We start from the raw sequence: 24,296 nt of genomic DNA on the forward strand, positions 1-24,296 counted from the left end.
GCTAACTTTAAAATAATTTTTTAACGTCTTAGAAAGTCCTTTTCTTTTTAAACCTTTCCAGCATTTTTTATCATATTATATTTCTACATTAAATTAAATTTTAAAAATAAAATTATATATATCTTTAGCTTATTTTTTCAAATTGGTCTTTTGTCGCACCGCAAACAGGACAAACCCAATCTTCAGGTAAATCCTCCCATTTGGTTCCGGGAGGTATGTTGCCATCTGGATCCCCCTCTTTTTCGTCGTAGATATATCCACATACACTGCACTGGTATTTTGCCATTTAAAACACCCCAGAATAATTTATAACAAGAAAGTATATATACCTGTCGGGGTTTCTGTTTAGGGGATAATCTTGCCAGTGCTAATTCCCGAGCGGGAGTTGAGCTTTAAAATGGCTTTACAGTTAATTGTGCCTGTTCTATATCTCTGTTTAGCTTTTGATATATTTGCAGGATTCTTTCTTGGGGCAAACTTTGAAAAACTTGTTGAAAATTATCCTTATCTACTTATTGTTCTTCCTGGGTTGATGGGGCTCAGAGGAAATGTTTTTGGTGCCATGGCCTCAAGACTCTCCACTGCATTTTATCTTGGTTCATCTGATGCGAGTTTTAAAGATAGATACGTAATAACGAATTCTCTATTTTCAATCTGGCTTGCAACAATGCCTGTTCTGATCCTTCTTCTTTTGGCATTCGTTAAATATCCGGACATCAGCTCTATGGCAACTGCGACTCAAATTGCACTCGGCTCAAGTGTTATCACCGCACTTTTTTTATCTCTTTGCACAGCATCCGTGGTTATACTTGCATTCAGGAAAGCAATAGACCCGGACAGCATTTCAGGACCATTTATCACTTCTATTGCGGATTTGATAACTATCCCATCTCTGGTTTTTCTAATCTTTTTATTTGAGGTTGAAATTAGTTGGGTTGTTGCTTTTTTGACATTTTTGATTTTAATCGCATCTATAGTTCTTTCTTTAAGGGATAAAAAGAATTGGAGGATATATGAGGAATCTCTTGCTATTGTTTGCTCACTTGCCTTTATTCAGGGTATAACTGGAAACGTTCTCGAAGAATTTGGCGAGATAATCTATTTATCTCTTTTTATGAGCTTTGCTTATCCATCTATTATTGACCAGCTTGGCAATTACGGTTCAATAATTGTTGCAAGAACTTCTACTAAGCTCCATCTTGGAGAAATAGAAGGTTTCGACTTTAAGAAAGCGATGAATGACATTAAGTTTATCCTTCCTACTGCTCTTTTTGTCTTCCCATTCGTTTCAGTTATCCCAATAGTGCTTGCCTATGTTTATTTTGGCTATGTTTATGTGAATGTGTTGGTGTTCACACTCTTCTTTATCAGTTTTATCTTAATTGTCCTTTTAGTTCTTCTTCTTTCCTTTGGCATCGCTGTGCTTCTCCACAAGGTTAAAATTGATCCAGACAACGGAGGGATTCCATTAACAACTACAATCGCGGATGTGCTGGGAACAGTTTATGCTGTAGCGATAGCATGGCTTTTCATCACTTTCTGAGATATAGAAAAAGTATAATTGAGGTCATAGTTATCAGAGCTATGCCGGTTATTTCCAGCACGTAGTAGTCAGGAGAAGTAGGAAGAGCAGCTGGTCTTACTTCTTTTGAAATTTGTGGCATTGTAACTTCGGGAATTCTCTGGAATAATCTGGCTATAAGTACAATTGCTGATAGGATCGAGGAACATAGGAAGATAATCGATGCAAGGAGTCTAATCTGCATATCTTTTAGTCCGCGATTTGTGATCTTATAATATACCCACTTTCCCCGTTCGATTCTCTCGACGAGCCCACTGGAGGCAAGCTTGTCTAAGTGATAACTTGCTGCTGTTTTTGATAATCCGAGAATTTTGGAAAGTTCTGAAGCAGTGTAAGGTCTTTCTTTCAATTTAATGAGAATTTGGAGTCTCGTTGAAGCTATTAGTTCGAGCACGAGGAAAGTAGCTTTAGAATAAATTAAATTTTTTATTTTGTGTTATTTTATAAAATTAACGAGACCAATTATGGGTGACAACACGATCAAACCCGCTATGCAGATCCCAATTAATATAGATAGGGACGATTTTAATCTGTCAAGATTCAAAAGAAATGCTAAAAGACATGCAGTCCAAGCACCCGTTACAGGAAGGGGAACTGCAACAAATAATGCCAGTCCCAGGTAACCGTATTTATTCACTAAATCTTTTTTTCTCTCTACTCTCAACTCAATTTTTTTGTAAAGTTCCCAGATTGAACCGAATCGACTTAAAATTTTTAAGAGCCTATTCAGAGCGAGAAGAATAATTGGAACCGGTAAAAAGTTTCCGATGACCGAGAGTAGGTAGGCTTCAAGTGGGCTAAATCCGAGATAGATCGCAAGCGGTATACCACCCCTAAGTTCAGAGATCGGGGCTGCAGAGACTGCGAGAACGAGCAGCGAGTTCATATTCTATCCCTTTTACGAGCTTATAGATAAAAGAATTAGTGGGACAATCTAAACTGAATTCCTTACATTTTTCAATAATTGCACCATTTATATAGTCAATCTCTGTCATATCTCCTTTTTCAATGTCTTGAAGCATTGAAGATCTGTTTTTAGAAGTGGCTATTGCAACTTTTTTGACTTCGTTAACTGCATCGAATTCGTATCCCAATTTTTTCATCAACTCCTCGCCTTCACGAGCGATTTGAACAGCAAGACTCCATAAATATTCATTTTCAACAATTCTGCCATTTCTTACACTACATATTGCAGTTAGGGGATTTATTGCGGAATTTACCACGGCCTTCGCCCATATACGGAATTCGATATCTTTTACCAGTTCTACATTTAGAAGAGAGTTCCTGAGAATTTTCCAGACTTCTGTTCCAAGTTCGTTTTCGGGCAGATATATCTTACCTTCACCGGCGTAAACTACATGTCCAAAGTTTTTGAGGTTTGCTCCATAGTTTGTAACGCCTCTGACGACTTTTTCAACATATCTCTGCAGTATTTTTTCTACTCCAATTCCATTTTGAACTGTGCAGACTATTCCCGCATTCACCTTGCTTAGTGCCTTTCCCGCTTCTTCAGTCTCATAGGCCTTGACTGTGAAGAGTGTAAGATCTGCATCTGCAGGTCTTTCAACGACCCTAACCTTTAGATCTGCGTTTAAAAGTCCAGAAATGATCAGCTTTTTTTTAAGCGCCTCCAACTGCTTTCCCCTTGCTACGAATAATACCTCGTAACCAGAAAGCTGGAGAAGTGCACCCAGTAGAGAACCAAGCGCTCCTGCACCCATAATCTGTATCATCGAGAATAGTTTGCACAAAGAATATTAACCTAATGTAAACGGGAAACTGTGATTACACCGTGGGAGGTTGAGGGTGCTATAGACTACAGGAAATTACTTGAAGATTTTGGGATCAATCCTTTTGGTGAGTTAATCAGTTCAATTCCAAGCCCACATAGATTGATGCGGAGGGGAGTAATTTTTGGACATAGAGATTACTGGAGAATCCTTGAGAGCATGAAAGGTGGCAGAGAATTTGCGGTAATGTCCGGGTTCATGCCTTCGGGAGCAATTCATTTCGGCCACAAGATGACGATGGATGAAATAATCTGGCATCAAAAACTTGGAGCTAAGGCTTTTGTGGCGATTGCGGATATGGAGGCTCATCTGGTTCGTGGTTTGAGCTATGAAAAGACAAAACAAATTGGTATGGATTATGTTAAGAGCATAATAGCTCTTGGGCTCGAAAAAAATGCTTTTATCTATTTTCAATCAAAGAACGACAAAGTCAAGAATCTCGCATTTGAACTTTCAGCAGAAGTTAATTTAAACGAAATGAGAGCAATTTACGGATTTACAGGCGACACTTCAATAGCAAAAGCTTTCGTATCATTGATTCAGTCAGCAGATATTCTTCAACCTCAATTGAGAGAATTTGGTGGCCCAAAGCCCGTTGTTGTGCCTGTTGGGGCGGATCAAGATCCACATTTAAGATTAACGAGAGATTTGGCCTCAAGAATGAACCTTTTCTCGGTAGAGAGGATTCAAAATGGCATAAGAGTCAGGAGCAAAAGAAAGGAGCTTCTTGAAAAGCTGAAAAATATTGGATTTGAGTTCGTTAAATTCGAAGGGCATGTAGATATCTTTGGAGATCAAAGAGATATAGAGAATGCTTTAACTGAGATCGAACTCGAATTGGGGGGATTTGCATTCATATCTCCAAGCTCTATTTATCATAAATTTACAACTGGGCTCACTGGAGGAAAAATGAGTTCGAGCAAACCAGAAAGCTACATTTCATTGCTCGAAGACCCACAAAGTGCAATTAAAAAGTTGAAGAACGCATTAACCGGGGGTAGAACGACTGCAGAAGAGCAGAAGAGACTCGGTGGTGAGCCGGAAAAATGTGTAGTATTTGAATTCTACGTATACCATCTTGTAGAGGATGATGATGAACTTAGAAGAATAGAAGAAGACTGCAAATCTGGAAAAATGCTGTGCGGACAATGTAAAAAACTTGCTTCAGAGTTAATGGTGGAGTTTTTGAAGGAGCATAAAGAGAAGAGAGACGAAGCGGAGGGAAGACTTGGAGATTTCGAACTTATTATTTAAAAAATTTATTTATATTAATGTAAAATTCTGCTAACAAATCTAATAGCGAGAAAACAGGGTTCATACAACCCTATTGTATAAGTAAGAAGTCTAATCTTCGTTTATTTTAAAGACTCAATAACTTAAAATTTGTTTTAACTTTACACTTATATACTTATATATCTAATTTCTAAATTCTGGAGCTCGATATTCTGATCCCGACAGGTTTATATTTCTCATGGCTACTGGGCAAAGATATGAGAATCGTAATGAAATTCGGGGGCGTGAGTGTAAAAGATGGTGCGAGTATACTTCATTGCGCTAATCTTATCAAAAAATTTTCCGAAGGTAATGAAGTGGTCGTTGTGGTCTCTGCTATGTCCGGAGTTACAGATGCTCTTATCTCTGCAGCTACAAAGTGTAGCAGTGAACCGAGTGCGGGCTACATAAAGTTATTTGTGGCCGATATGATGAAAAGACACTATGAAGCGGTAGAAAAGGCGGTTTTGAGCGACGAAATAAAGGGCAGAGTTATACAGGCTCTTGAAAGACTTTTTGATGAACTTGAGAAGGTTTTACTTGGCATCAGCTACCTTGGAGAATTGACAAAGAGAAGCGAAGATTATATTGTCTCTTTTGGTGAGAGACTTGTAGCACCAATTCTTTCAGCATCACTTCTTTCTCTTGGGGTAGATTCTGTGGCCTTGACCGGTGGGGATGCTGGGATAATCACAGATAAGAACTATGGCAGAGCAAAACCACTACCAGGAGTTCATGAGTTAATAAGAGCGAGAATCGAACCCCTTCTAAAAATAAAGAAAACTGTGCCAGTCGTTACTGGTTTTATCGGTTCAACGGAGGACGGAACAATTACAACGCTCGGTAGGGGTGGGAGTGATTATACTGCAACGATAATAGCTTCAGCTATAAATGCAGATGAGGTCTGGCTCTGGAAGGAAGTAGACGGTATTATGACCTGTGATCCAAAGTTTGTGCCAAACGCGAAGTTTATACCTGAAATTTCTTATCAGGAAGCAATGGAACTTTCCCACTTTGGAGCAAAAATTTTGCATCCATTAGCTCTGATTCCGGTGATGCGAAAAGGAATTCCGGTTAGGATTAAGAATGTCTTCAATCCCGATGCGGTGGGAACTGTAATTGGAGCAAGCAAAAAGGAAAGCAAGGATATCGTTAAGGCTCTCAGTTTAATTCAGAATGCTGGAATAGTAAATGTAAGTGGTGCCGGAGTTGATTTTGCAGAAATCATGGCAGAAGTTTTCAGAATTCTTTCAGAGGAGAAGGTTAATGTGATAATGGTCTCTCAGAGTTCTTCTGAGCTTAATTTGTCAATAGTAGTGGATAAAAAAGATGTGGAAAAGGCCTACAAGGCTTTAAAGGTTATCGAAAATGGAGTTACGCGAGTTAGCAAAATTGAGAACGTAGCAATTGTAAGTGCAGTTGGAGCAGGTATGGCAGGGACTCCAGGCGTGGCTGGAAGAATATTCTCTGCACTTGGCAAAAACAAGATAAATGTTGTGATGATCAGCCAGAGCTGTTCGGAATACAACATCTCGTTTGCGGTAAAGTCTGAAGAGGGAATTAATGCATTAAGAGTAATCCATGATGAATTCGGGCTTGACCATTAAAGATCTCATAAAAAAGGCGGTGAATTTAGTTTCAAAACACGATTTCGTAAGGATTTATACACACTACGATGCGGATGGAATCTCAGCAGGAGCAATACTTGCAAAAGCTTTACTAAGGGCAGATAAGGATTTTCATCTCTCTTTTTTGAAAGGATTAAACGACTTTGAACCGGAAACAGATGGTTTGCAGATATTTGCCGACATGGGGAGCGGGTATAGTGATCTGATTTCCCGTATAGATTCGGACGTAATTATCCTGGATCATCACAAACCGAATGGAGAGATAACACCAAAAAAGAGTTTTGCCCATGTAAACCCCCATCTGGTCGGGATTGATGGGACATATGAGGTTTCAGCAAGTGGTGTTGCGTATCTCTTTGCCAGAGAACTCGGAAATAACAAAGATCTGTCTTCCATGGCTATCATTGGAATTATTGGAGACAAGCAAAAGTTTGTAGGTTTAAATAAAGAAATTCTCGACGATTCAATTTCTGGGGGTTATGCAGAGGTTAAGCCCGGGGTATATTTGCCTTCGGGGAAATTGTCAAAGGCTTTGAAAATGAGTCTTGAGCCCTATCTCGATTTTTACAAAAAAGATGACGAATTGCAATCTTTTTTGAAAAATCTAAGCCTTGATGGGGATAAAGAAGTGGATGAACTTAGTTTCAAAGAAATCCAAAAGCTTGCAGACGCCATAATCCTGAGACTCCTGAGAATAGGTGCTTATGAAGGTGTCTTTGAACAGGTTGTAGGTAAGAAGATTTTACTAAAAAATCTGCCAATTCGGAATGCGATCAGTCTTGTGGATATAGTAAACTCCTGTGGCCGTGTGGGTGAGACGAGCACAGCATTGAGTGCGCTTTTGGGCGATGAAAAGGCGCTTAAGAGTGGTTTGGAGATTGCCGAGAAATTCACAACGGAAATCTTAGAAGAAATTACAAAAAGAAGAAAGGAAGTTCGGGAGGGTTTTTGTATCCGATATCTGATAATGGACGATTCGGTCTCTACGAGTCCAATAGCAACTATTCTTTCACGTTATCTCATACCCGATAAGCCTATTGTTGTTTTGAACATCAAAAGGGATGGAAAGGTAAAAGTTTCGGCAAGAACGACTGAAAAGATAGCTCAAAGACTTGATTTGGCTGAAGTAATGCGATTATCCGCTTTGCGTGTAAATGGAGTTGGTGGGGGACATAGAGTTGCTGCAGGGGCAAACATTGATAAGGACAAGATTGAAGAATTTTTGAAAGAGGTCGATCGACTTTGCTGTGCTATGCTCGCATAGAAATAGAAAGTAAAGATGCTGAAGAAACCGTGAGGGCTTTGAGGGTTGACGATCCAGATTGGTGCGAGTGCAGATGTGAGGAAGGTAAAATTGTAATCGAAATTCGAGCCAAAAAGGTTAATTCACTTCTTTATGCGATTGACGACTATCTGATGCATCTTAAAATGTGCGAGAACTTATGAGACTATCTATAGAGGAGTATCTGTATGTGAGAAAAAATCTAAACAAGATATCTGATTTAGATAAATTTCAGTTACCCAGGGGGGTTTTACATGCAATATTGATGCAGAAAAAAATTGAAAGTGTTAAGAAAAAATATCACCTGTTCTCCGGGAGAACGAAAGAAATTCTTCAATTTTGGGAAGAAAGAAAAAGTTTTCCACAATGGTTAACTTTAACGCCTGTTCTTAAAGTGAGATTGCTACTTAAAGGAATGGAATTTTCAACCAAAGAAATAAATAGATCGCTTAAAGAACCCATGTCTCTTGACAGGGACCTTTCGAGTATAGTTTATGATGCAGTGGTGAGGGATTTCGTTTACTCTCCACTTGCAGCAAAGCTTCAGACAGTGCTGGGAAAAATTGGAGAGAAGATAATTGAAGACAAGCTGAAAGATCTCGGTATAAAATTCAAGACTGAAAAAGAGCTCAAAATGCAGAAAACGCCTGATTTCTATTTTGAAGAGTCCTTGGAACTTTTCGGAAAAAAGCTGAGATGGATTGAGAGCAAAGCTCTATTTGCAGACTTGCAAACTTATGGACTCTATTTCAGGAAGCAGATTTCAAAATACATTGAGCTTTTTGGCGAAGGGCTCGTGGTTTACTGGCGCGGTTCTCTTCATGGACTTCCGGTTAGCGATGGCTGTGAGTTTGATGGAGAATTAAAGAGAAAGCTTCTTGAGATGACAATAACTGTTTCTAAGGACGAGTTTGCAGACGGAGATTCATTAAAACTCGCTGAGAAATTTATTGAGAATTACATCACGGCAGATAAAATACCATACAACACTGAAGTCATTAGGATACTCAAAAACATGGGTTTTAAGGTTCTGGTCGATCGAAGTTAGCATTTAGGTATAACGAAAAATTTATAATGTAAAATTGCATCAATTCAGCATGGGTAATCTGGCTTCTGCAAAAAATTTAGGTGGTATAGGCTCAATATTGATAGTTGTTGGAGCGCTAATCCCTGTAATAGGGACAGCAGTAGCGATTGTTGGATTTATAATGGTTCTAATAGCGGTAAAATACATCTCCGATGAAACAAAAGACCCAGGAATATTCAAAAATTACCTATTTTCGTTCATTTTCGCTATAGTCGCATTTGTAGTTGCCGTATTAGTTTTAGTTATGGGTTATTTAGGACTTTTGCTTTCGGGAGGAAATTCGGATTCTGGGTTGGTTAATTTTTTAGCTTCTATAGGTTTAGCATTGGTTGCTTTCTGGATCTTGGTGATTCTAAGTGCAGTATTCCTTAGAAGAAGCTACAATTCAATTTATGCACACACGAAGGTATCTCTTTTCAGCACAACTGCTACTGTTTACCTAATAGGGGCTTTTTTGGTTATAGTTTTAATCGGATTGGTAATTGTCTTCATAGCCATGATCTTACAAATCGTTGCCTTCTTCTCTTTGCCCGAAATGATTGAAACGCAAGCTACCAGCGGACAACAATAATATATTTGAAATAAGACTTAAATATGAGATTAAAAATTATGGTTGCAATATTGGGTAGGAATAATATCTCGATTGGAAGGATGGAAAGTATTGCATCTTCCTGCCTTATTCCATGACAGCAAACGAGGTTTTCAGCCAAAGTTTGTTAGATTTTTAATTTAAACGGTTGAGGAAGATTCTGATTGAAGACTGGCGGAATTCCGGGTTGTCTGGTTATCAGGAGAATATTTGGGAAGTCTTATTATGAAGAGTGTCCCTTTCTCGTGATCTCCAAGCTCTATCTCACCATTGTAGCTCTCAATTAATTTTTTTACTATGAAAAGACCAAGCCCACTCCCTCCTGTTGTAAAACCTCTTTCAAATATCCTATGTCTGTATTCTTTTGCTATACCTGTGCCATTATCACTAAAAAGTATTTCCCAATGATCGACCCCATCCATAACCCTTATATTGACTTCTGTGGCTCTACCATGTTTTATTGCGTTGCTGAAAAGATTTTCAAAGACACTATAAATTCCTTCATTTGCAATAACAATAGCATCGCCTTCTATCCTAACTTTTATTTCGAAACTCGATGAAACTTCTTTTATTACTTCTGAGAGTTTGTATGGTTTCTTGACATCTACGGCAGAAGATTCTAGTTCTCTAACTTTTTTAATTAGTCTCGAGCCAGCTGTTATACTCTCGAGGATTTTCTTTACGTATTCTGGTGTGTATTCTTCTTCGAGCAATTCGCAGTAAGACTGTATTCGGGTGAATATATTTGAAATATCGTGGCGAAGCATGCTGTTGAGGAATCTAAGATACTCGTTTAAAGATTCGACCTTTTTCTGTAATTTTATCCTTTCAGATACATCGGTGTATGTCAGGATACAGAATGGTTTTCCATCTATCTCCGCATACCGTGCTCTTGCTTCTATCCAAACAATTTCTCCTTTGGAAGTTATTGCACGAATAATTATTGCAGGATCAGGATTTTTTCTTTTCTGAAGAAATGTTTCGAGAACGTATTGAGCAAGCTTTTCATAATCCTCAGGGATGAAATATTTATGCGGATTGGTAACCGCTTCTTCGTAATCGAGACCACTTCTTTCAAGTAAAATCTTGTTAACATAGGTTACTCTACCCTCTCCATTAATTATAACAACTGCTGCTGAAAGTTCATCTACTACACTTTTCCAGTCCATAAATGAGAGAGGTGATCATTTCGATATCTATTTTTCGGTTGCAGATGTTTCCATAAACTGGGCTTTACAAATTCGGAGGGGGGCTATACTTAAAAACACAGATGAGAATTTATCTTAATGATTGCAATCTTGAACTATGGAGTTGGGAACCTGAAAAGTGTATTAAACGCGATAAGAAGAGTTGGAGGCAATGCCAAAGTCACTTCAGAACGAAATGAAATAAAAAACGCTTCAGCAATCATATTTCCTGGAGTAGGAGCTTTTAAGCCCGCAATAGAAAAGATCGTAAACTCGAATTACGAATTTCCAGATGTTCCCAAGCTTGGAATATGTCTGGGAATGCAACTATTTGCTACAAGAAGCTTTGAAAACGGCATTCATTCGGGATTAAATTATATACCGGGTGAAGTCGTGAGATTTCCAGCTTCTGTGGGAAAAATTCCCCACATGGGCTGGAATGAGCTGAGAATAAAGAAAGAATGTGAGATACTGGACGGGATTGAAGACGGAACTCAGTTTTACTTTGTCCATTCTTATTACTTGAAGACAGATGAAAAATTCGTTATAGCTGAGACAGACTATGGAATCGTATTCGCCTCTGCGGTGGCTTTTAAAGATTGCTATGGTCTGCAATTCCATCCAGAAAAAAGTGGAGATAATGGTCTAAAAATTCTAAGTAATTTTATTAAATTAGTTAAAAAGTAGTCAAAAGTCAAATAGGGTCTTTTGTTTTCCTTTTCCCCATAACTCGTTTATTATTCGAAAGTGCTTTTCGTATTCTTCTCTAAGCTGTGGTCTGTAGAGAACAGCTGCAGGATGGTAGATGGGCAATATTTTTACTTTTTTGTTCCAATTCTCCACTTCAAAAACTTTGCCACAAACTTTTGTGATTGATGTAAATGGAAGGCCAAATAGACCGAAAATAAAGCTAGCCGAATGCCTTCCGAGGCAGACTATGACTTCTGGCTTGATAACATTTAGCTGTCGGATGAGGTAGTCACCACATGCTTCTATTTCTTCAGGCAATGGGTCCCGATTATTTGGTGGTCTGCATTTTAGAACATTGCATATGTAGACTTCTTCTCTTGTCAGTCCTATTGATGATAGCATTTCGGTCAGCAATTTACCAGCACTGCCGACAAAAGGTTCTCCCTTGAGGTCTTCTTCTCTTCCTGGTGCTTCTCCCACAAATACGATACCTGACGAAGAACTTCCAGTTCCAGGAACGTATTTGTTCTTTGTTAAATGAAGATGGCACTTCTTACAATTCAAAATTTCCTTTTTTATGTCTTCGAGCGTCTCCATAGAGCATCATTGTAGCCCGCCATGTGGATTCCCATTCATCTTTATCTCATGGGACGCATGGCTGACGGGCAAATTAAATTTGATAAGAAAGATTAAAAATTTTTCTCCGTAAATTCACTTCCCCCTCTTTATAAGGAAATCTGTCAGTTCTTCAATTTCTCTTCTCTTTTCTTCGTTTTTAATACAGCTCAAGTTCTTTTTGGCCAGCTCTATGTATTCTTGAGCTTTTCTTTTAGCATAGTCAATTGCACCGCACTCCTGAAGTTTTTCCACGTCTTTTTTAATTTCTTCAATGCTTGCCTTTTGTTTTCCAAACGTCTTGAGCTCGACACCTTGTTCGAGTGCTTTTATCACTATAAGAGTCTTTTTTCCCTTAACGATATCACTTCCCCAGTCTTTACCGATATCTTTACCTATCAGGTCAAGTATGTCGTCGTGGATTTGGAAACCGATTCCTGCAAATATTCCGTAGTCCCAAAGTGGTTGAAAATGGTCTTTTTTTCCAAATAACACTGCGGGAAGTGATGATGACGCCGCGATAAGCACCCCTGTCTTTAATTTTACCATTTCGAGATACTCTGGCTCCTTTATATTTCTCTTCTCGAAGCTCATGTCCATGAACTGTCCTTCGCATATCTTTACACACACATCTGCTATGAGTTCTACAGCCCTTCTTATATTTTCTCCATCAACCTTGCACTTAGAAATAAGACTGAAAGCCTCAGCAAAAAGGGTGTCTCCAGCGAGAATCGCTGTTGCCTCCCCAAAAAGTGTGTGGACAGTTTTAACATTTCTTCGCATTTCGTCCCGGTCCATGATGTCGTCATGGATGAGTGTGAAGTTGTGTATGGCTTCAAGGGCAACGATTGCGGGCATAATTCTTTGATAATCTTCTCCCAGAGCTTCTGTTACAACCATCGCTATTATGGGACGAAGCCTTTTTCCACCAGCTTTGATTAGATGCCTTGCAGCTTTATACAATTCTAACTCTTTTTCGGGTAAGTAGCATTGTATGGCTTCGTTAATTATTCTAGCCCTATCCTGTAAATCTTTCATCTTCTCCCTCCACAAAAACTCTCAAGATCCAAACCTCTAAACTTTATCCATTCTGCAAGTTTTCCGCTTATAAACAAAGGCTTTCTTTTTAATTCCTCAACTTGTATACAACCCGTCAAAAACATTGCAGTTTTGAACCCAAGCAAAAATCTACGAATTCTTCTTTCCACCGCATCAGGACTAATTTTTGCTGGGGCCAAGAAAGGCAATGCTGAACTTGCGAGTTTAGCTCCAAGTGCAATGCTTTTCGCAACATCTAAGCCAGTCCTAATCCCCCCTGTAGCAATGGTTGGCAAAACGTCTGCGCAGTCAACTATCGAAAAGGCTGTAGGAATTCCCCAGTCTGCAAATTCGAATCCAACATCTCTTATAACATCATCTTCGCTTCTGTATGCTTCTACAATGCTAAAAGAAGTCCCCCCCTTACCTCCAACGTCGATTGCAAAAGCTCCGGCTTTTTTTAATTTTATTGCAACCTCTCTACTGATCCCAGCACCCGTCTCCTTTACAATGACCGGAACCTTAACACTCTTGCAAATTCCTTCAATGGCTTCAAGGCAACCCTTCGCATTTTTATCTCCCTCGTCCTGAACGGCTTCCTGAAGGTAGTTTAGATGAATTGCAACAGCATCTGCATCCACCATTTCGATTACTTTATCCACAATCTCAGAGTCTTTAATAATCTGCGGTGCACCGATATTTGCGTAAATAAAAGCTTTTGGAGCCCTTTCTCGCACGATTGAGAATGTATTAACAACTTTTTCATCTTCTAAACCTGCTCTCTGGCTTCCAACACCCATTCCAATGCCTGTATTCTCGACCGCTATTGCAAGATTCTCATTTATTTTCTCTGTTTCTTCATGCCCCCCCGTCATTGAGGCTATGATAAAAGGAAAGGACAACCTCTTATTTAAAAATTCCACTGATGGGTCTATATCTGAAAAATCTATCTCGGGGATTGCGTTGTGAATTAACATGACATCTTCCAGTCCTGTATAACCTGTCTCCACTTCTTCGGTTAGGCATATTCTTATGTGATCCAACTTTCTTTTTCCAGTTTTCACAGAATCACCTCAGTCCCGATCTCTTCGCCGTTCAGAAACTTCTTAACATTTTCCCCGCAACCCATGAATATAAAAACTCTGCATTTATGTTTCATACTGAGGACTCTCTCAATCTTTCCGCTCATTTTTCCAGTTGCATCATTTTCACCAATTTGATCCGCTCTCATCTCGCGGGTGAATTTTTTGACAACTTTCCCCCCAACGATAATGCCTTCGACGTTGGTTGCAAAACCAACTCTTTCAACCTTAAATTTCTCTGCAAGTTCTACGACGAGATCATCTCCAGAAGTGATTCCAAAGTTCAGATTCACATCTCCATGAAGCACTGGCAGAAATCCCTTCTTCAAAAATTCCGCGATCTTGGAAAAGTCGCAAGTCATCGGATGCATACCGATTGCGGGAACGCCGAACTCGATTAACTTCTTGCAGAACTTCTCGTTCAGCCTTACACATGCGTCATGGATTTTGGCAATCGAAACAGGATCGTCAAGCCCAAATTTTTTAACATGTGGATGACCAAATGAACCAGCTCCGTGAACAAGGATCAAATCCTCGTAATTCTCCGCGATAGCTGAGGATATCTCTTCTATTGCTATCTCGTTGAAAGTCTCAAATTTTTCTTTCTGTGTGAGAACAGAGCCTCCGATTTTAAGAATCTTCAATTCTGACCCCCTCCCTTTCGGGTTTAACTAAAAAGCTCCCAGCAGGCTTTTTACCCTTGTATATCCCGAAAATGCATCCACCGCCACCAGCTCCGGTTAGCTTAACCTTAAAACCATCTTTTTCGAGCTTGGAAATTATTTCATCGATCTCTGGTGAACTCACACCTATTGCTCTTAGTAGAGACTGGTTAATGTAAATTAGCTCTTCGAATTCTTCAATTTTACATTTGGGGGCTTTTAGGGCTATTGCATCAATTGCATCGAAAATTTTTTCCAAAACTTCCGGATATGCTTTTCGCATTTCTGCAACCTTCTCTACCATTTTCTTGGTAGATCTTTCCCACAGCTTTATTACAAAGAACTGAAATGGTAACTCTACTCTCTGTCTCTCTGGAAAGAGCCATGAACCTCCAAAGGTTGAAATAAAGGGATCTATTCCACTTGCTCTACCCTGAACGTCGAGCTCAACCCTCTTCGCGATCTCAAATATCTCCTCATTGTTTAAGTGAGCTCCGAATTCCTCACTCAAAGCCATGAGAGTGGCAACTGTTACTGCTGCAGAGCTTCCGAGTCCGGAAGCGATTGGAATCTCGCTTTTTACAATTATCTCTGCTCCATCAATTTTTTTAATATCAGAAAACCTCTTTATTGCGGTGCTTATATAGGGGTGCACTTTGAAATCGATTCCGGTAGCTCCAAGCGGGGAAATAATACGAAAATCGTTGCTTTTCTTAACTTTTACCCTGCATCGTAGATTAATAGCAGATACAAGGGCGTGTCTTCCGTAAACGACCGAATGCTCCCCGAAGAGTATAATCTTTCCAGGAGCAGAGGCGATCATTTGACTTGCTATTTCATGAAGCTTTTAAACTTTTTTCGGAGTAAAATGATATAAAAAAGATCAGGACTTTTCCAGCACTGCTCCGTCATCCATTATGATCCTTTTGCCGTCAATTCTTCCATTAATGCTGATTTTCGTTCCGAGTAAGGTAACTTTTATGGATATTTTGTCTCCATTTACCTCGTATTCACCCACAATCGAAGGTCCACCAAGATGTGATTTGTAAATCACTTCTCCATTTGGTTTGAACTCCACAGTATCTCCTTTAGAAAAAGTTGGGAATCCATTTCCTGATTTCGTGCATTCATATGTCCCAGAAACTCCCAAACCTATGCATGCAGAGATTGCAATAACTCCAACCGCAAGCACAATAAGTGAAATTTCTCCCCTTTTCATGTTAAACTGCTTCGGCTTTTAATTTTTAAACTTTTGCATTTCTTTCTCAAAAAATATTTAAAGTCGGCATAAGATCATAGAGCATGAAAATCGTCTTTTCACCAAAATTCTATAAAGTGTATAGCCATGAGCCGGCTGCAGAACCTGGGAGAATGGAGTCGATTATTAATGAATTAAAATGCTATGAGTTCGTGGAGCCTAAACCAGCGGAAGAAAAGGACGTGTTGTTAGTTCACACGAAAAGACATTTTGAGGATGTAAAACAGGACCACACGGTTTTTGAGTTGGCAATGCTTGCAGTTGGCGGTGCGATTTTGGCAAGCGAAATCGCTTTCAAAGAACCAAGCTTTGGCTTGATAAGGCCTCCAGGGCATCATGCAAGTCCAGACAGCGCCTGGGGTTTTTGCTACTTTAACAACGTTGCCATAGCCGTTAAAAAACTTCTTGCTGGTGGCAAAATCTCAAGGGCAGCAATTGTCGATTTTGATCTGCATTTCGGCGATGGAACTGCAAATACCTTCAGAGAAGAGCAGAGGGTCAAATACTATCATATGAGTGGTAGCAACATAGATGGAATTGCGGAATTTTTGGAAAAACACGAATACGATATAATTGCAGTCTCTGCCGGGTTTGATAGACACAAGGAAGACTGGGGTGGACTTTTGGAGACCGAAGATTACACGAAAATTGGCGAAATAATAAAAGAATTTGCAGAAAAGAAGTGCAATGGTAGGAGATTTGCAGTCCTTGAGGGAGGATACAACCACGAAGTTCTTGGAAAAAATGTTAAAGCCTTTTTAAAGGGATTTGATTAAATTTGGCTTCTTAATCTCTTTATTTCTCGTAAAAACTCTTCTAATGGCATCTTGTCTATTTTTTCAACGAATCTAAAGACTTCTTCGAGATTGTAGACATCTTTACCTACATAGCCCAAATCTTTCAGTAGTTTTAAAGCCTGAAATCTTGCCTCTCCAATATCTCCTTGCACCTTCACAGCGAGCATTAAAGGCTCCCGAACCGCAAAATATGAAAAATTTTCAGTCGTATACGCCAATTCGCTGAGAATCCCAGAATCGAAGAATTTTTTTATCTTGGACAAGTATTCCACGAGTTCTTTTGAATTTCCTTTGATAACTTCGTCAAAGTATGCGTATTCAAACATTCTCTTCCAGCCTCCTAAGCGAGCCAATTATCTTATCATTATCAACAAAAGCTATTATTTTCTCCTCTGCTTTCTTAAAAACTATACTCTCACCATTTACAACAGCATAACCGGCGCACTTTTCGTTTGGAGCTATTATCTCTATCAACTCCCCAAGCTCCTCTGCAAGTTCTGGAGGAATTCTAAAGAGCGAAATCTTGTTACCAATAACAAATGCTTTTTCAGCATCCAGGATTTTGGCAACCTTCTCTGCATCCACAAATTCGCTTTTGGATGTGGATATATAAGCTTTCTGCGTTTCTTGAATAATGGAGTTAGCATTGATGGGATTCAAACGAACGATCTCCGAATAGCTTGGATCTCTTAGTATTTCTCATTTAGAAAACGTTATTTATTCGCAGAGGGATTAGCAAACATGGCAGGGGAAATGCATGTGGTCGGGCACAAGAATCCCGATACAGACAGCGTTTGCTCTGCAATCTCATTTGCGTACCTCTGGAATAAATGGAAGGAAAAGGGCACAATGAGCAAACTTATGAAAGCTGATTTTGAAGCGGTGCCAGCAGTTCAAGGGGATCTGAATCCAGAGACAAAGTTTGTCCTTGAAAAATTTGGCTTCAAAACACCCCAAAAGATCTCCGATGCATCTGGAAAGAAGATTGCTCTCGTGGATCATTCTGAAAAAGCTCAGAGCCTTGAGAATCTGGAAAATGGCGAGATAGTTGCAATTGTTGATCATCACAAGCTTGGAGATATAACAACTCCAAATCCGATTCTATTCTTCAATCTACCTGTTGGTTGCACAGCTACGGTGCTTAAAGTTCTATACGATAAAACTGGTATTGAGGTGCCAAAGGATATTGCTGGAATTATGCTTGCCTCGATACTAAGCGATACAGTAATCTTTAAGTCAGCAACTACAACAGAGTTAGATAAAAAAGCTGCTGAAGAACTTGCAAAGATTTCTGGAATTAAAGATTTGATTAAATTCGGCATAGAAGTGAAATCAAAGCTTTCAGATGTTGAGGGAATGTCTGCGAGGGATATAATGATGAGGGACTTCAAGGACTTTAACATGGGCGGGAAGAAAGTTGGGATAGGACAGATTGAGCTTCTAGATCTCTCAATGATTGAGGGAAGGAAAGAAGAGATATACCAAGAGCTTGCGAAAAAAAAAGCTGAGGGATATCACAGCGTATTTCTTATGCTAACGGATATTATGAAAGAGGGAACTGAACTACTGGTTGTAACCGACGATCCAAAAGTTGTTGAGAAGGCATTTGGAAAGAAGCTTGAAGGTAAAAGCTTATGGCTTGAAAAAGTAATGAGCAGAAAGAAGCAAATAGTCCCACCGCTTGAGAAGGCTTTTTCTGATTTTTGACAAGAGATTAAATAATACCAATTTAATATTATTATTTTTAATTTAAGTGCCACTGGGTATGGAATCAAAATTCCGAAAACGATATATACTTATGATTATTGTAGTAATTATGGATTCTATTCTCGTGGTGGACGATGACGAGGTAATTAGAGAAGCGCTCCAAAAAACTTTGAAGGACTATCCTGTTCTCACGGCTTCAAACGGAAAGGAGGCGGTTGAACTTTACAAAATTCATAAACCTGCTATCGTTCTTATGGACATAAACATGCCTGAGATGAACGGTGTAGAAGCGACGAGAGAAATAAAAAAGATAGATCCAAATGCCAGTATAGTTGTTGTTACTTCTTATCTTAAAGAGCACTTTAGAGAACTTCGTGACCTTGGGGTAAAGGATTTCGTGGAAAAACCCTTCTCTCTTAAAAAAATAAGAGAGTTCGTTTATGGCTACTTAAAGAAACTGGAAAACACATAAAATGTCCAACCTCTATGGGGCAGGCGTTGAAAAAGATTAAGGCTGAGCTTCAAAGCTACAATCAATGGTAAACCCGCGATAGTGGTCACCGTTCACAAACAGAACTTTCGAGTTACTATCCTTAGACATACATATACTAAACGATTTAACGGTGGTGACAGGTGTGCTCGAAGTAAATGACCCAATTCTTACTCAAAGGTTCTACATAAGATTATTAAAATGGTAGAAAAAATTAGAGATAAGAGAGTGCTTGAAGAGGTGATAGGAGCTTTAAGACCGATTAACGTCGAAGAAATCGTTGGAAGCGTTGTTGAAATGTATCGGGGACGAAGTAGAATTCAAATTGGATGTTCAGGAAGTCTACGTTGAAGCAAATGAGGCGTTGAATATCGCGATCGGCAACGTGATAGGCTACGTTATAATCCATTCACAGGTTTCTCTGACTAAAGGCTTTTTAAGTCTAAAAATCCCCAAATCCAGATGTAAACTCGACACCCTTAGCTTTGCAAAGCTCCTTGAGTCTATTTGCAATCGCTTTCCAGTCAGTATTTTTAGCTTTCTCTGCAAGTTCTCTTGCAAAACCCGACATATAGGGTTTTACTCTATACTTGTCGTAATAGAGTAAACTATTTGTTGCTTTTGCAATCTCAACGATTCCATTAAAACTTTCCTCGCTAATCTCTGGGATAATTGGTCCTAAGAAGATCCATGTTTTAATTCCCTCAGCAGAGAGCTTTTCTAAAGCCTTCACTCTCTCGCTCGGAGGTGATGCTCCTGGCTCTACAATTTTTGAGATTCTCTCGTCAAGCGTTGTTATCGTGAATCCAACGTCTACCAGCCCTTTTTTCGCACACAACAGCTCAAGATCACGCAAAACAAGAGAGCTTTTTGTCTGAATGCTGACTTTGAAGTTGTTCTCCAGAAGAATTCGCAGTAGTTCTCTTGTTAGTTTCGTCTCGGCTTCAATGGGTTGGTAGGCATCAGTGATCGTGCTAAGTCCGACTAATCCTTTCTTCTTCCTTCTTAATTCCCTTGCAAGGATCTCAGCAATGTTCTCCTTCACGACAACGATCTTACCCCAGTTCTTGCCAATTCTCGGCTCACAGTAAAGCCGTGCATAGCAGTATATACAGCCATGGGAACAGCCGATGTAGGGATTGAGTGTGTAATCCAATCCGGGAAGGTTGCTCTTTCCGAGAGCACTCGAAACTCGTTTTCGCTCTATAAGAAGCTCCATAACGTTTTCTGACCTCTAAAGTGATCTATTAACTTTGAATTTTTAACCCAGTTGTCAATTCCCGCCTTTGAAAAGCCCCTCAAATAATCCAAAGCCTCTTCGAGTGTGTTGAACTCAATGAATTTTTGATTAAAGCATTTTCTTAGCATTTCTCTGACAAACCAAACGCCTATGGGAATCTTAAATCCCGGATAGATCTCTCTCCATACTATTGCTCCTGCCTGTCGCCCTATTTTCCTTAAATACTCTGTGGTTGCGAGCCTTGAAGCGTAATAACATCCACCAAGCGAGGCGTAAGTCCTTCTGCCTCTATGATCTTCCCAGTCCGTCTCTATGAACATCTCATTGCCGAAATTCCATGTCGTCTGCGGGAACCAAGCTTCACCCCACTCAAAGCACCATGTTTGTGGAGTTAAGATCACCATGAAAAGATTTCTCTTTTCTTTAAGAACAAAAACCCTGTAGTGGTCCAAGTTCTCAAAGTGCTTTAATTCTTCAATTAATTGCTTTGAAATCGAGTCATCCACCGCAGTTATCGCCCATCTTGTTGGAACGAGCTTTCTTCTTACTCCGAGAGCTCCTGCGGAGAGCAATTTTTGAATATGAGAGACCGCAATTCCTTTTTCATACAAAAGCCTCATAGCTTCGAATGCTCCAAGATCTGTGCTTTCATAGACTTCTTCAACTACCTTTGGTGCTTTTGGAGTACTACAGATTCGAACGTCTTTTGCTGGCGCGGAAGGACCCATTGGTGGCGTAGAATCATCGAATAAAACCTTTGGAGCGGGTGGCTTCTCAAATATAACCTCGAGCTCCACCGGTTTCTCGTAGAGACTTATTTCCTGCAGAATGTCCGCCTCTCTTGATCTCGGGTTTCTCACGTCTGCAATGAACTGCCCATGGATCAGAGAGTATCGAAAATCGAGTATTTTCTCTATGGGCATTTCCGCCCAAAGCTCGGGTTTGTCGTAAAGCGTTGTATCGCCCACAACTGGAGGCAGTGCAGGGCAAACTCTAACCTTTAGATAATTTGCTCTTCCAACGAACAAAGCTGGCGGAGATGAGCCGAAGATTTCTTTCAAGTTAAAATCAACCTTAATTCTATAGCCTGAGAGCATCGGGCAATAAGGAAGATTGCAAAGCATTCTACCTCTGCAAAGGATGCAGAGCTTTGGATCGAAATTTTGCACAATAAGAGCCAGCACAAAATTTAAAATCTTTTTTGTATCCAAAGAATGTGGAGAAAGCTCTCAGATTTGTTTTGCTAATGGGCATTGTCAGCCTGCTTGGAGATACAACCTACGAGGGGGCAAGAAGTGTAATAGGCGCTTATCTTGCGACCTTTGGGATCACTGCTTTAATGCTCGGACTTGTTATCGGAATTGGTGAATTCCTGAGCTATGGATTCAGGATCTTTGCGGGATACTTTGCGGACAGATCTAAAAGATACTGGGCTTTTACCTTTGCGGGCTATGCCTTAATCCTTTCAATTCCGCTGATTGCACTAACCAATTCGCTTGAGATCATTCTTCTGCTCATAATTCTGGAAAGACTTGGAAAAGCTCTTCGCTCTCCTGCTCGCGACACACTTATTTCATTTGCAACAGCAAAGATTGGCAGAGGAAAGGGATTTGGGATTCACGAAGCTATCGATCAAATCGGTGCGGTTCTTGGGCCATTTATTTTCTTTGTTGTCCTATTCTTGGGCTACGGCTACAGGGAGGGCTTTCTGATTTTGTTTATTCCAACTATTCTGATGCTTTTAGTTCTATTGAGTGCAAAGCAGAGCTATGTGGGTGAAGAAATTCCGAAAAAAGGTGAAGATAAGCTTACCAAAGCCTTTTGGCTTTACATAGCCTTCACGATCCTTGCTGTTGCGGGGCTTGTGAATTTCCAGCTTTTGGCGTATCATTTCAAGCTGAACTCCGTATTTTCGGATGAGCTCATTCCAATGCTATATGCTTTGGCAATGGGTGTAGATGCAATCTCCGCGCTTTTAGTTGGCAGAGCTTACGACAAATTAGGGCTGAAATGCCTTGTTTTGGTTCCAGTTTTAACTCCAATCTCCGTCATTTTATCCTTAGAAGCAAATCCGATTTTGGGCTTAATTCTTTTCGGCGCCATTGTAGGAATGCAAGAATCCGTGATGCGTGCGGGAGTGGCTGAGATAACTGGAGCGAGTAAAAGAGCAACCGCCTATGGAATTCTTAACACAGGCTTCGGCATCGGATTTCTCTTGGGAAGCTCTTTGATGGGCTTTCTTTACGATTTCTCGATAAGCTATCTAATTCTGTTCTCCCTTGCTTCTGAAATCTTAGCCTTCGGCATTCTCGTGTTGCTACTCCGACAGCTTAAAAGCTGAATAATTTTTAGCATTCCCCTCGCCATAGCCATCGAGATTAAGCAAAACAGAACGAAATCCAAGCTCATGTAGGCATTTTCTTAGCTCAAATAACCTTTGAGAATCTAAAACTTTACTCAACTCTTTTTGTTCAACTTCAATCACAGCTATGCCATTAAGATCCCTAACTCTGACATTTTTAACTCCTAAAATTTCCAAGCTCACGTTTTCAGCCCTATCAATCCTTTCGAGAATTTCCGGAGAAATTCTTAATCCATAAGGGATTCGAGTTGCAAGACAAGCAAGAGAGGGTAAATCGTGGAAAGAGAAGCCCATTTCTTTTGCAATCCCCCTTATTTCTTCTTTTTCTACTCCAAACTTAACCCAAGGGCTTAAAACCTTCTTCTCTTCAAGAACCGCTCTAAAGCCTGGTCTGTCTCCAATAATATCGCTCGCATTGGTGCCTTCAAAAACGACCTCGAAACCTCTGTTCTCTGCAACGCTCACAAGTGCCTTTAACATCATTTTTTTGCAGTAATAACACCTTTCATTCGAATTTTCGACAAACTCCTTTATTTTGAGAACGTCCAGCTCGAGAAACTCATGAGAAATCCCTAATTCCTGAGCAATTCTTTTAGCGTTTTCAATTTCTCTGCTTGCAGTAGCCTTTGTCTTTATAGTTACTGCCAAAACGTCTTCAATCTCTTGCTTGCAGATCGCAGTTAGCGTTGCACTGTCAACACCACCGCTGAAGGCTATTATAGCATTTTTGAATGAACCAACGAACCTTTTTAGCTTTTCAAGCTTTTCAGCGGTTTCAGGTTTTAGCATAGGCTTCTATGATCTCCTTAAAAGCCTGAAGGACGTAATCCACTTCTTCCTGCTTCAAGCCATAAGTTGAAAGCTTGAAATGCTTTGTCAGTCCTGCCTTAATCCCATGGATTCTTCTCTTCTTTAGTTCTTTGTATAGGAAAAATCGCCCATCTTTAGCCTTTTTCGAGATTTCATAGAGAATTTTAGCCTCAAAAAACATTAGATCGTGGTTGTGTGGCTTTTCACCAAGCTGTATGATTCCAAGCTCCTCCATTTTTGAAGCAAAGTATCTGGCTTTTTTAACTTCTTCATCCCACTTCTCTACTCTCTTCTTCACTGCAGGAAAGGAAGCCATGAGAGTCATCAGGCTTGCTCCCCTTGCAGTGCACCCAAGCAACTCGATCTCCTTGTTCTTATACTTGCTCGATCTTTTAAGCACAACTTCTTCCCATTCTCTTTTCATTCCAAGAACTCCTATGGGGCCACTCGAAGCCATTGACTTGTGTCCGCTTCCCACAATGAAATCCGCTCCAATTTCTTTCAGTTTTACTGGCATCCTGCCAACTGCATAGGCGCCATTTACAAGCAATGGAACGTCTTGAGACTCGCAGATCTCTGCAATCTTTTTAACATCTGGAAGATTGCCATAATTTCCGTCAGGATAAGTTATCAGAGCTAAAACGACTTCTCCTTTTCGCTTTGTATCTTCAAGAACTTCTGCGAATTTTTCAGCATCTATAAGATATTCAGGATAACCAGTGTTTGGAACTTCAGCAACATTAAGCTTAGCTCTTTCAGCTGAAACGTAGCTCGAGTAGTGCGCATTTCCATCCATCACGACCCAGGCATCCTTTTTTGCAAGAGCGTGCATAACTGCGAACATCGCTTCTCTTGCTCCTGTTGTTATTCTTGCAACTTCACAACCAAGAAATTCCGGCAGATCTTTATGAATAAAATCATAAACGGGCGGATTTCTTATTTCGTCAAGCTTTCCTTCGCAGAAATCGCAAACGCTGTATCCATCTCCCCATTCAAGCAAAGCTTCTCTTGCTTCCTCAGTTAATTTGCCCCCTGTTTGCAGAGGATCTACGTTGATAAAGTCCTTTGTTTGTCTTTTGAGCATGAAAGATTTTTGCCTGGAATAAAAAATTTCTTCCCCAACTGAAA

General features: G+C 39.9%; 30 protein-coding genes. 13 read left to right on the forward strand and 17 right to left on the reverse strand.

The window, feature by feature from the left end:
* Positions 1-124 precede the first annotated feature (124 nt).
* Entirely contained in the window at positions 125-286 is a 162-nt protein-coding gene (locus QXI54_05675) for a rubredoxin (protein ID MEM0302639.1), read from the reverse strand.
* Positions 287-364: 78 nt separating this feature from the next.
* On the opposite strand from QXI54_05675, the gene QXI54_05680 reads away from it, so the two are divergent.
* The gene (locus tag QXI54_05680; protein ID MEM0302640.1) at positions 365-1,543 is read left to right on the forward strand and encodes a magnesium transporter; all 1,179 of its coding nucleotides are present in this window, start codon (positions 365-367) and stop codon (positions 1,541-1,543) included.
* Here QXI54_05680 and QXI54_05685 read toward each other — a convergent pair.
* Genes QXI54_05685 through QXI54_05695 form a run of 3 tightly spaced genes read right to left on the reverse strand, consistent with a single transcriptional unit; the run spans position 1,533 to position 3,315 of the window.
* Positions 1,533-1,976, reverse strand: coding sequence for a winged helix-turn-helix domain-containing protein (locus QXI54_05685; protein ID MEM0302641.1), 444 nt, complete (start codon positions 1,974-1,976; stop codon positions 1,533-1,535). The genes QXI54_05680 and QXI54_05685 overlap by 11 nt on opposite strands.
* Positions 1,977-2,018: 42 nt before the next feature.
* Positions 2,019-2,468 carry a small multi-drug export protein gene (locus tag QXI54_05690; protein MEM0302642.1) on the reverse strand — a complete coding sequence of 150 codons (450 nt, stop codon included), beginning with the start codon at positions 2,466-2,468 and terminating at the stop codon, positions 2,019-2,021.
* Positions 2,422-3,315 (reverse strand): 2-dehydropantoate 2-reductase, encoded by an 894-nt coding sequence (locus QXI54_05695; protein ID MEM0302643.1) that lies wholly within the window; start codon positions 3,313-3,315, stop codon positions 2,422-2,424. Before QXI54_05695 ends, QXI54_05690 begins: the two co-directional genes overlap by 47 nt.
* Positions 3,316-3,363: 48 nt before the next feature.
* Between QXI54_05695 and QXI54_05700 the strand changes: the two genes are divergently transcribed.
* The 6 genes from QXI54_05700 (at position 3,364) to QXI54_05725 (ending at position 9,212) form a co-directional block, all read left to right on the forward strand.
* Positions 3,364-4,626, forward strand: a complete 1,263-nt coding sequence (locus QXI54_05700) for a tryptophan--tRNA ligase (protein MEM0302644.1) — start codon at positions 3,364-3,366, stop codon at positions 4,624-4,626.
* A 236-nt stretch (positions 4,627-4,862) separates the two neighbouring features.
* Positions 4,863-6,251, forward strand: a complete 1,389-nt coding sequence (locus QXI54_05705) for an aspartate kinase (GenBank protein MEM0302645.1) — start codon at positions 4,863-4,865, stop codon at positions 6,249-6,251.
* Entirely contained in the window at positions 6,226-7,536 is a 1,311-nt protein-coding gene (locus QXI54_05710) for a DHH family phosphoesterase (GenBank protein ID MEM0302646.1), read from the forward strand. The genes QXI54_05705 and QXI54_05710 overlap by 26 nt, the downstream gene beginning before the upstream one ends.
* Positions 7,515-7,718 carry a KEOPS complex subunit Pcc1 gene (locus tag QXI54_05715; GenBank protein MEM0302647.1) on the forward strand — a complete coding sequence of 68 codons (204 nt, stop codon included), beginning with the start codon at positions 7,515-7,517 and terminating at the stop codon, positions 7,716-7,718. Before QXI54_05710 ends, QXI54_05715 begins: the two co-directional genes overlap by 22 nt.
* A 230-nt stretch (positions 7,719-7,948) precedes the next feature.
* A complete protein-coding gene (locus QXI54_05720; GenBank protein ID MEM0302648.1) occupies positions 7,949-8,602 on the forward strand; it encodes a TPD domain-containing protein in 654 nt (217 codons plus the stop codon).
* 49 nt (positions 8,603-8,651) lie between these two features.
* A complete protein-coding gene (locus QXI54_05725; protein ID MEM0302649.1) occupies positions 8,652-9,212 on the forward strand; it encodes a DUF996 domain-containing protein in 561 nt (186 codons plus the stop codon).
* A 158-nt stretch (positions 9,213-9,370) separates the two neighbouring features.
* On the opposite strand, the gene QXI54_05730 is transcribed toward QXI54_05725, so the two are convergent.
* The gene (locus QXI54_05730; protein ID MEM0302650.1) at positions 9,371-10,399 is read right to left on the reverse strand and encodes a PAS domain-containing sensor histidine kinase; all 1,029 of its coding nucleotides are present in this window, start codon (positions 10,397-10,399) and stop codon (positions 9,371-9,373) included.
* 117 nt (positions 10,400-10,516) lie between these two features.
* On the opposite strand from QXI54_05730, the gene hisH reads away from it, so the two are divergent.
* Positions 10,517-11,104 (forward strand): imidazole glycerol phosphate synthase subunit HisH, encoded by a 588-nt coding sequence (gene hisH / locus QXI54_05735; protein MEM0302651.1) that lies wholly within the window; start codon positions 10,517-10,519, stop codon positions 11,102-11,104.
* Here hisH and udg read toward each other — a convergent pair whose 3' ends face one another.
* From udg to QXI54_05765, 6 genes are all read right to left on the reverse strand, one after another.
* Entirely contained in the window at positions 11,105-11,704 is a 600-nt protein-coding gene (udg, locus tag QXI54_05740) for a type-4 uracil-DNA glycosylase (GenBank protein ID MEM0302652.1), read from the reverse strand. It abuts the gene before it with no gap.
* Between the two features lie 114 nt (positions 11,705-11,818).
* A complete protein-coding gene (locus QXI54_05745) occupies positions 11,819-12,760 on the reverse strand; it encodes a polyprenyl synthetase family protein (protein MEM0302653.1) in 942 nt (313 codons plus the stop codon).
* Positions 12,757-13,824 carry a type 2 isopentenyl-diphosphate Delta-isomerase gene (gene fni / locus QXI54_05750; GenBank protein MEM0302654.1) on the reverse strand — a complete coding sequence of 356 codons (1,068 nt, stop codon included), beginning with the start codon at positions 13,822-13,824 and terminating at the stop codon, positions 12,757-12,759. Before fni ends, QXI54_05745 begins: the two co-directional genes overlap by 4 nt.
* Positions 13,821-14,486: an isopentenyl phosphate kinase gene (locus tag QXI54_05755; protein ID MEM0302655.1), complete on the reverse strand. Its 666-nt coding sequence runs from the start codon at positions 14,484-14,486 to the stop codon at positions 13,821-13,823. The genes fni and QXI54_05755 overlap by 4 nt, the downstream gene beginning before the upstream one ends.
* A complete protein-coding gene (gene mvk / locus QXI54_05760; GenBank protein ID MEM0302656.1) occupies positions 14,473-15,327 on the reverse strand; it encodes a mevalonate kinase in 855 nt (284 codons plus the stop codon). The genes QXI54_05755 and mvk overlap by 14 nt, the downstream gene beginning before the upstream one ends.
* A 60-nt stretch (positions 15,328-15,387) precedes the next feature.
* Positions 15,388-15,723: a hypothetical protein gene (locus QXI54_05765; protein MEM0302657.1), complete on the reverse strand. Its 336-nt coding sequence runs from the start codon at positions 15,721-15,723 to the stop codon at positions 15,388-15,390.
* An 83-nt stretch (positions 15,724-15,806) separates the two neighbouring features.
* Between QXI54_05765 and QXI54_05770 the strand changes: the two genes are divergently transcribed.
* Entirely contained in the window at positions 15,807-16,538 is a 732-nt protein-coding gene (locus QXI54_05770) for a histone deacetylase family protein (protein ID MEM0302658.1), read from the forward strand.
* On the opposite strand, the gene QXI54_05775 is transcribed toward QXI54_05770, so the two are convergent.
* Both QXI54_05775 and QXI54_05780 read right to left on the reverse strand, forming a co-directional pair.
* Complete coding sequence (locus QXI54_05775) at positions 16,535-16,885, reverse strand: hypothetical protein (protein MEM0302659.1); 351 nt, start codon at positions 16,883-16,885, stop codon at positions 16,535-16,537. The two genes, QXI54_05770 and QXI54_05775, sit on opposite strands and share 4 nt — an antisense overlap.
* Positions 16,878-17,144 (reverse strand): hypothetical protein, encoded by a 267-nt coding sequence (locus tag QXI54_05780; protein ID MEM0302660.1) that lies wholly within the window; start codon positions 17,142-17,144, stop codon positions 16,878-16,880. Before QXI54_05780 ends, QXI54_05775 begins: the two co-directional genes overlap by 8 nt.
* Positions 17,145-17,300: 156 nt before the next feature.
* Between QXI54_05780 and QXI54_05785 the strand changes: the two genes are divergently transcribed.
* From QXI54_05785 to QXI54_05795, 3 genes are all read left to right on the forward strand, one after another.
* A complete protein-coding gene (locus QXI54_05785) occupies positions 17,301-18,266 on the forward strand; it encodes a manganese-dependent inorganic pyrophosphatase (GenBank protein ID MEM0302661.1) in 966 nt (321 codons plus the stop codon).
* Between the two features lie 109 nt (positions 18,267-18,375).
* Positions 18,376-18,738 carry a response regulator gene (locus QXI54_05790; protein MEM0302662.1) on the forward strand — a complete coding sequence of 121 codons (363 nt, stop codon included), beginning with the start codon at positions 18,376-18,378 and terminating at the stop codon, positions 18,736-18,738.
* A 219-nt stretch (positions 18,739-18,957) separates the two neighbouring features.
* Positions 18,958-19,107: a hypothetical protein gene (locus QXI54_05795; GenBank protein ID MEM0302663.1), complete on the forward strand. Its 150-nt coding sequence runs from the start codon at positions 18,958-18,960 to the stop codon at positions 19,105-19,107.
* Between the two features lie 91 nt (positions 19,108-19,198).
* Here the strand turns inward: QXI54_05795 and QXI54_05800 are convergent, their stop codons facing one another.
* Both QXI54_05800 and QXI54_05805 read right to left on the reverse strand, forming a co-directional pair.
* On the reverse strand, positions 19,199-19,975 hold the full coding sequence (locus tag QXI54_05800) for a radical SAM protein (protein ID MEM0302664.1): 777 nt from the start codon (positions 19,973-19,975) through the stop codon (positions 19,199-19,201).
* Complete coding sequence (locus QXI54_05805) at positions 19,960-21,165, reverse strand: Nre family DNA repair protein (GenBank protein ID MEM0302665.1); 1,206 nt, start codon at positions 21,163-21,165, stop codon at positions 19,960-19,962. Before QXI54_05805 ends, QXI54_05800 begins: the two co-directional genes overlap by 16 nt.
* Positions 21,166-21,212: 47 nt before the next feature.
* Here QXI54_05805 and QXI54_05810 point away from each other — a divergent pair, with 47 nt between their 5' ends.
* Complete coding sequence (locus tag QXI54_05810) at positions 21,213-22,337, forward strand: MFS transporter (protein MEM0302666.1); 1,125 nt, start codon at positions 21,213-21,215, stop codon at positions 22,335-22,337.
* Here QXI54_05810 and larE read toward each other — a convergent pair.
* Together larE and pscS are read right to left on the reverse strand one after the other, a co-directional pair.
* Positions 22,314-23,147: an ATP-dependent sacrificial sulfur transferase LarE gene (gene larE / locus QXI54_05815; GenBank protein ID MEM0302667.1), complete on the reverse strand. Its 834-nt coding sequence runs from the start codon at positions 23,145-23,147 to the stop codon at positions 22,314-22,316. The two genes, QXI54_05810 and larE, sit on opposite strands and share 24 nt — an antisense overlap.
* Complete coding sequence (gene pscS / locus QXI54_05820) at positions 23,134-24,252, reverse strand: O-phospho-L-seryl-tRNA:Cys-tRNA synthase (protein ID MEM0302668.1); 1,119 nt, start codon at positions 24,250-24,252, stop codon at positions 23,134-23,136. The genes larE and pscS overlap by 14 nt, the downstream gene beginning before the upstream one ends.
* Between the last annotated feature and the right edge of the window lie 44 nt (positions 24,253-24,296).

The organism is Archaeoglobaceae archaeon (genome assembly GCA_038734275.1).
In the GTDB taxonomy this organism is placed as follows: Archaea; Halobacteriota; Archaeoglobi; order Archaeoglobales; family Archaeoglobaceae; genus WYZ-LMO2.